At 31.2% G+C, this 8,203-nt stretch carries 5 protein-coding genes and 1 pseudogene; 5 read left to right on the top strand and 1 reads right to left on the bottom strand.

The window, feature by feature from the left end; genetic code table 11:
- From GEZ89_RS09585 to GEZ89_RS06590, 5 genes and pseudogenes are all read left to right on the top strand, one after another.
- Window positions 1–286 (top strand): annotated as a pseudogene (locus tag GEZ89_RS09585) (hypothetical protein); the annotation flags it as partial.
- A 290-nt stretch (window positions 287–576) separates the two neighbouring features.
- Complete coding sequence (locus GEZ89_RS06605) at window positions 577–1,152, top strand: hypothetical protein (protein ID WP_153225423.1); 576 nt, start codon at window positions 577–579, stop codon at window positions 1,150–1,152.
- A 246-nt stretch (window positions 1,153–1,398) separates the two neighbouring features.
- Window positions 1,399–3,432 (top strand): ATP-dependent nuclease, encoded by a 2,034-nt coding sequence (locus tag GEZ89_RS06600; RefSeq protein WP_153225422.1) that lies wholly within the window; start codon window positions 1,399–1,401, stop codon window positions 3,430–3,432.
- Window positions 3,414–5,336, top strand: a complete 1,923-nt coding sequence (locus GEZ89_RS06595; RefSeq protein WP_153225421.1) for an ATP-dependent helicase — start codon at window positions 3,414–3,416, stop codon at window positions 5,334–5,336. Before GEZ89_RS06600 ends, GEZ89_RS06595 begins: the two co-directional genes overlap by 19 nt.
- A gap of 40 nt (window positions 5,337–5,376) precedes the next feature.
- Window positions 5,377–5,964 carry a hypothetical protein gene (locus tag GEZ89_RS06590; RefSeq protein WP_153225420.1) on the top strand — a complete coding sequence of 196 codons (588 nt, stop codon included), beginning with the start codon at window positions 5,377–5,379 and terminating at the stop codon, window positions 5,962–5,964.
- 575 nt (window positions 5,965–6,539) lie between these two features.
- Here GEZ89_RS06590 and guaA read toward each other — a convergent pair.
- Window positions 6,540–8,102 carry a glutamine-hydrolyzing GMP synthase gene (gene guaA, locus GEZ89_RS06585; RefSeq protein WP_060955503.1) on the bottom strand — a complete coding sequence of 521 codons (1,563 nt, stop codon included), beginning with the start codon at window positions 8,100–8,102 and terminating at the stop codon, window positions 6,540–6,542.
- Between the last annotated feature and the right edge of the window lie 101 nt (window positions 8,103–8,203).

The following is an 8,203-nucleotide window of genomic DNA, read 5'->3' as shown; positions in this document are numbered from 1 at the left end:
ATATAAACCTCAAAATAATATTAAAAACAGTGATTATTCTCAGATTTTATCCTACATGTTTCGATTTGATTGTAAACAAGCGTATTTTTTCCATCCTTCAAAAGAGGAACATCATAAAATACTTTATTTAATGACGGGAGTAAGAACTGAAGTCACTCCTACAAAAAATGAAGATGTCCGAGTAGAAAAGATTGGGCTCAAAATTCCAAAAGCTTCAAGATATGAAGAATTTGTGGATAGTATAAAAAAGAGCGAAAAACAATTTTTGGATAAATTAAATCTTTGAATACTCATCTTATTCAACAGATTTCTATATAGTGGTCTAATAAAATTTATAAATGATTAAAGAATAAGATTAATGAAATAAAAATTAGTAACGAGACTAGTTTCTAGCTATAATTTAGATTTGAGATTCTGTTTTTAAGGCTATATATATTCATTTAATCAAATTCAATTATCTTTGTTACACATTGAATTAAACTTCTTTTCATTTTCTAAATTTAAATATTAGTGTAGTGTTAAGAGTCACAATTGATGGTACAATTTAAGGGAAGTTTTTTATAAGGGAGTTTTATTATGGTTAACAATAATATTAATTTAGTTATACATAACGAAATTCAAAAGGGTTTAGAATCAGGTATATACAAACAATTTGGTTCTGTTATCAGAAATAATAAGGGACAAATTATTAAACATCTTAGAGCAGTGGATCTTTCTAAAGATACTGCAAATAAATTAATTGGCAACAAGGCTATAAAAATTGGGCTAATAGGTGCAGGAGTTTTAGCTGTAGGAGGAGTTGGTTATTACGGCTATCGTAGTATTCAGATGAATAGTGTATCAAAAACTTTAATAAAGAGGTTAACTCAGTATTTAATTACCGCTCAAAAAGGAGAATTGACTGAGAAAGATATTGATAAGTTTTTAAATTTCTTAAATAAAAATGAATCTCTGCTAAAGAAATTAGAATTAGATACCTCTCTTGATGAATTATTTGAATTGGTGAAAACTTATACAGAGCAGTTTGCTGAAGCAAACAACTATATATATAATAATGAAACTAAAAGAAAAACTAATCATAACGACAAAATTATTAATCTAAAAGAGTATCTTAAAGTACAAAAGAACATATACAGTTCAGAAGTAATTTAGTTATTTTAATTTTATAATTTGAGATGCTAAAAAAGTTTTAAATCTAATTTCTGAAAATAATTTTTAAATGAGTATTTTTCTTTAAATCATATTTGTTTATTTTCATGTATGGCTTTGAAGTATATGAATCAAAGTAGTAGATGGATGACAAAATTGTATTTTGAGAAGATAAAAAATTTGGAAGAATTGTTGAAATTAGGACAAGAACGGTTGAGATAGTTATTGGAAATAAAAAAGGTAGAATTTATGAAAATTAAAAAAATTAATATTCAAAATTATCGTCTATTGAAGGATTTTTCTTTAGAATTGAAGAGTGAATTGTCGTTAATTGTTGGGAAAAATAATTGCGGAAAAACCTCAGTTTTATCTATATTGGAAAAGGTAATTAATAAAAGATCTAGTTTAACCTGGGAAGATATAAATTTAAATCATAGAAAAGTAATTTTTGAAAATATAAAAAAGGTCTCGGATACTTCTGACTCGGAATTAGAATCTATTTTAGGAATCAACCTTCAAATATGGATTCAGTACTCAGAAGAAGATTCTTATCAAAACATCCAGCCATTTATGATGGATCTAAATCCCGATAATAATTTTATTATTCTTGAATTTACGTATATAATCCCGATTCAAAAACTTCGTGACTTAAATCTTCAGGTTAGTGGTTTCATAGATGATTTTTCAAAGTTTGAGTTGTTCATGAAGAAAAATATGAGTAAACTTTTCGAAATGCAGATTTACTCACTAGGATACAATCCTTATACTCAAAAATTAACAGAAGAAAAATCTGATTTACTTGAAATGAAAGATGTTCATAAAATTATTAAAGTAAGAGGGATCAGTGCTAGTCGAGAAGTATCTAATAAAGAAAATAACCATTCATTGTCTAAGACGTCAAATCAATTTTATAAATTAAATAATGGTGAAGATATTGACAGCAATGCAAATAATTTACTTCGATCTGCAATTTTAAAGGCAGACGAGACTTTAACGAAAGCTTATAGTGGTGATGATAGCAATGAAGGTATATTTACTCCAGTCTTTGAACGAGTAAAAAGATTTGGTGGACATGATAGTGAAGCAGAGTTGGCAATTCATTCATCACTGTCTGAAAAGGATATTTTAAGTAATAATACGACGTTATATTATAAACATGATGATAGTCTATTACCTGAGACATATAATGGTTTGGGATATTTAAATCTATATGGAATAATTTTTGAAATTGAGACTGTAATGGCAGATATAAAACAAGACCCTGCAGATATTAACCTAGTTTATATTGAAGAGCCAGAATCGCATACGCATCCACAATTACAGTATATTTTTATCAAGAATATCAAAGATTTATTAGCAGAACATGTAAAGGAGCTTAAAGAAAAAAGTAGTGCATGTGACATCCAGTCCTTAATTACAACTCATTCATCGCATATTGTATCTGATTGTGATTTTGATGATTTAATTTATTTTAAGCGCAATAATGGTACTGCCACAGCGAAGGCTTTTAATTCTTTAAAAGAAGAATATGGTACAGATAGACTCGGATATAAATTTGTGAAGCAATATCTGACTTTAAATAGTAGTGAATTATTTTTTTCTGATAAAGTTATTTGTATTGAAGGTGATACAGAAAGAATTTTACTACCAACAATGATGAAAAAAGTGGATGTAGCTAACCCAGTTCAACAAAATTCTACTATCATGCCCTTGCTTTCGCAAAATATCTCTATTATTGAAACAGGTGCTCATTCACAAGTATTTAGGAAATTATTTGAATTTTTAGAGCTTAGAATATTGATTATTACTGACATTGATCCAGTAAAGAAGAAAAAAAACGGTCGTCTTACTTCTTGTTCAGCCCAAAAAGCAACATCTACTTCAAATTCATCAATTAAAAATTTTTTTGATATTTCTGGGGATAATAATTTTTTAGCAGTTAGTAATAAACGTTTTGAAGACAAAATCAATTCAGATAATAGCATTCGTATCGCATATCAAATTGGCGATCCAGAGAGTAGCTATCAGCCAGCTAGTTTTGAAGATGCTTTTATTAGCTTGAATAGTCAGTTTATCTTAGATAATAAAGAGAATTTAATAGAATATGAGGCGCTTAAGAGTTTTAGTAAAAGTGATATTTACGATTTGTATCATTTTGCTAGGGATAAAGTGAACAAAAAATCTGCCTTTGCATCAAGTCTATTGTATTTTGAAGATGACCAAAATACTTGGAAAGTTCCTAAATACATTTCGGAGGGATTATTATGGTTGAGAGAACAATAGAGCCAGAAGTAGAAAAGGTATTTGAAGCAATCAAAGAAGATAAAAATTTCATTCTTGAAGGTGGTGCTGGAAGTGGAAAAACTTTTTCATTAATTTCTATAATTGAAAAAATATCAAGAGATGAACCAGATAAATCCATTGTATGTATTACATATACTAACAATGCTGTTGCTGAAATTAGAGAGCGGATAACTAATGATAAATTAAAAGTATCAACGATTCATGAATTTATCTGGAGTATCATAGAACAATTTCAAAATGAAATAAAATGCTGTTTAATTGATCTAATAAATGATGATGAGCAGAAAGCATTTATTAGACCTCTTGATTACCCGAGTGAAGATCCACTTACAGATACTTATTTTGAAAACATTCGTGTAGATTATGATGAGCGTTATTCAATGAGTATAATTGATAATCGCGTTCAAATTAGTCATGACCATATTGTAATAGTTGCTGAAAAAATGTTTTCTACATATCCTAAGTTATGCGATATTTTGATCGATATAGCTGATTATATTTTTGTAGATGAATACCAGGATACTAGTCCGTTAGTTGTAAAAATTTTATTGGAATATATACAGAATAGAACAAAGAAAAATATTGTGGGATTTTTTGGAGATTCTATGCAATCCATCTATGACTCAGGAATAGGAGATTTAAGTTCATATAATTTGGAAAAGATAGCAAAAGCTCAAAATCGTCGCAATCCTAAAAAAGTTATTGATTTAGCTAATAAATTTAGAGATGATGGATTAGTCCAAATTCCTTCGGGGGATGTAGACGCTCCGAACATGAATAATGGTAATGTAATTCAAGGGGTGGTGAAATTCATCTATGGCGATGGAATTAATCATCTTGAAGATCTTAGAAATAGTAAACTATACAAAGATTTAGAATTTGATATATCTCAAAAAACAAAGGAATTACGCCTGACACATAAACTTAATGCTGAAATGGCAGGTTTCTCTAAGCTATTTGAATTATATAATTCTGATTTATTTGTAAAGTTAATTACAAATATGAAGAAAAAAATTAGTGCAAACGAGCTAGTTGATAAAGGAAAATCGTTTGAAGAACTAGTAGAAGAGGCAAAAATAGTTTTTGGAAAGGGCGGTCCATTAATAATTGATATTGTAAAATCTACTCCAGAACTTTTAGCTATTTACAATATAATTAAGACATTTTCGTTTGAAGAAGTGATTAGTAAGAGTAAAATTAATAAAGATTCTTTATTGGCTTATAAATTTAATGGTTTAAATAATAGATATGAGGCTGGTACAGATAGAGATAGGATTCTTAAAAGATTAGATTTAATTTATGAACTATTAGAACTATATAAAATAGGTAAACATAATGAATTTTTGCGTATTACTCGTTTTAAAATAACTTCGTCAGATGATAAAATTACTCTATCTAAAATTATGACGGAAATCTCTGCTAATGATACTACAATTGGAAGAGTCATAGAACTTGCAGAGAGAACAGGATTAATTTCAAAGGACGACTTATTTACTAGTTTTATTGAAAATAAGGGATGTTATTTATGGTTACGACTCGAGAAATTACCATTTCAAGAATATGTAAATAGTATTGCTTATCTTAGAGAATATGTATCAGTCATAACCCAGCATAAGGTTAAAGGTAGTGAGTATGAGAATGTCTTAGTTTTGTTAGACAACGGAAGATGGAATCAATATAATTTTAACACTATATTTGGAAAAGGTTCAGCTAATGAGAATGTTCAAAACAGGACTAAGAAACTTTTTTATGTTGCAATCACTAGAGCAATGAAAAATTTAATTGTTTACATGCCAAGTAATGATCAACAGATTGTTGAAAAAGCTCAAGATTATTTTGAATCCAGTGATATTGTTGATGTTCTATGTTTAGACAAAGCGTAAATAATAATATTTGTTAACTTAAATTTAGTAAGGAGAAAGTATGATTACATTACGAAAAAAAATTCTTGAATTTGATATTACAGGTGTTTTAGGTTCTGAAATTAATCAGCATATTGATTTTTTTAATATTGGAGTTGAAGAAGCTTATGTTGCAATAAAAAATAATGATGACAGTAAAGCTCTGTCCATTTTAAAAATATTAAAATCACAACTAGACATAGAGTATAAGTATTTTGATTCTAAAAGGTTTTGGGATTTTGCAACATTAAACGACGCTTATAGTTATGTTGATGGCATAAAAAGAGCTAGTCGAGCATTGGTGGGAGCACCCAATTATCGAAATATGAGATCCATGATTTATGATATTCGAGATTATATGACTAAAACAAGGTTTGACGATGATAGGTATTATGGAAATGTATTCGCTTTAGATGTTGACAAATATTTAGATGAGATGACAGCTTCGGAACGTCATTCGCGTTTTGGAGTATTCCTTCAAGGGATTAGAACATTTTACCATCGACCAGGAAAAGGTACAGCAAAACAATGCCTTACTCTATCTAAAGGTCTTGCTCACAAAGATATAGAGCCTTTTATCTTCGTAGAGCATATTGAGAGATATTTGTGATAATTTATAATGTACCCGTAAATACTTATAATCAAACACATAGAATTTCTTGTGATGTTTTGTTTGTATAAAACAATAACAATTTAAATTGTGTGAACTTTTCGTAAAGTCTAGCTCAACTCGTGTATTTTTAGGGTAAAGTTCACACCATTCAAATGACAGTTATTCAAATTAGATAAAATTCTTCTGTCTAAAAATGTGAGGAAACATTGATTTTAAGCGCATATTGAAACTTATTCAAATAAAAGTGTTTCTAAACTAGCCTTAAGAAAGCTAAAGACTATCAGTAAATTTCTAATGCTACATTTTTATCACAAAAATTTAGATAATTTCATTTAAATGTAAATTATGTGTTTTAATCAAGGAAACTATAGAAGTGATCAAAGGTTAATTTTTGAAATTAAAACGAAGCATCAAATAATAGAAGAATAAAATTTAATATAAAAAAACCTCACCAGAAAAATTTTGGTGGGGTTTTTGGTGGGGAACCAATCAATTTCGATTGATTTTTAACCTTTTATAATAATAGAAAGTGCTGTTAAAACAACCATTTCACTTCAAATCATGTTTATAAATCATTCCCACTCAACAGTTGCAGGTGGTTTACTTGTGATATCATAGACGATACGGTTAACGTGGTCAACTTCGTTTACGATACGGACTGAGATTTTTTGGAGAACTTCCCATGGAATCTTAGCGAAGTCTGCAGTCATTCCATCGATAGAAGTGATGGCACGGATAGCGATAGTATAGTCGTAAGTACGGCCATCTCCCATAACACCTACGGAACGAACGCCAGTGTTAACAGTGAAGTATTGCCAGATATCGCGGTCAAGACCAGCTTTAGCGATTTCTTCACGAAGGATAGCGTCTGATTCACGAACAGTTTCAAGTTTTTCTTCAGTGATTTCACCCATAACACGGATAGCAAGACCTGGTCCTGGGAATGGTTGGCGCCACACGATGTGGTCTGGCATACCAAGTTCAGTACCAAGGGCACGAACCTCATCCTTGTAAAGAGTGTTGAGTGGTTCGATGAGTTCAAACTGCATGTCTTCTGGAAGACCACCCACATTGTGGTGAGACTTGATGGTTTGTGCAGTATCCGTACCTGACTCAATAACGTCTGTATATAGTGTTCCTTGAGCAAGGAATTTCACATCTTTTAGCTTGCTTGCTTCATCATCAAAGACATATACAAACTCGTTACCGATAATCTTACGTTTTTGTTCAGGATCAGATACACCAGCAAGTTTATCCAAGAAACGTTTAGCAGCATCTGCTTTGACAATGTTCAAACCAAACTTACCACCAAGCATATCCATAACTTGGTCAGCTTCTCCTTTACGAAGAAGACCGTGGTCTACAAAGATACAGATTAGTTGATCTCCGATGGCTTTTTGGAGAAGAACCCCAACAACAGAAGAGTCAACACCACCAGAAAGTCCGAGGAGAACACGTTTGTCTCCAACTTTTTCACGGATTTGTTTGATTTGCATCTCGATGAAGTTATCCATAGTCCAATCACCTTTGGCACCACAGATATTTAAAGCAAAGTTACGAAGGATATCATAGCCATGAACTGAGTGGCGAACTTCTGGGTGGAATTGGATACCGTAGATTTTCTTGTCTGGATTTTCAATAGACGCGTATGGACAGTCAGCTGATGTACCAGTACGGATAAAGTCAGCTGGAATTTCAGTAACAGCATCCCCGTGGCTCATCAAGACAAGTTGCTCATCTGGAGTACCCGCAAAAAGAGCAGACTCAGTGTGAGTAAGAGTGGATTGTCCATATTCACGGTTACCAGCATCACCTGCAGGAACAACCTTACCACCAAGCTTGTGAGTCAATAGCTGCATACCGTAGCAGATTCCTAAAATTGGAATTCCAAGTTCAAAAATCTCTGGATCAATATCAAATGAGCCTTCTTCATAAACAGAGTTTGGACCACCTGAAAGTACAATCCCGATAGGATTGATAGCGCGGACTTCGTCAGCCGAAATCTTGTGACTTTTTAGTTCTGAAAAGACACCAATCTCACGGATACGACGTGAGATAAGTTGGTTATACTGGCTACCATAGTCCAGTACGATGATCTTTTCGACATCTTGCAAATCAGTTGAAATGTTGGTCATCTTTTCCCTTTCTTAAAAGAAATATCTTCTTGAATATTCTATCATAAATGCCCCAGAATTACCAACCAAACAAGTGCAGTTTGACTTTTCCCCATGAGATA

Source organism: Streptococcus mitis (assembly GCF_009496285.1).
Classification (GTDB): Bacteria; Bacillota; Bacilli; order Lactobacillales; family Streptococcaceae; genus Streptococcus; species Streptococcus mitis_BP.
This window is presented reverse-complemented; position numbering and strand designations above follow the sequence as displayed.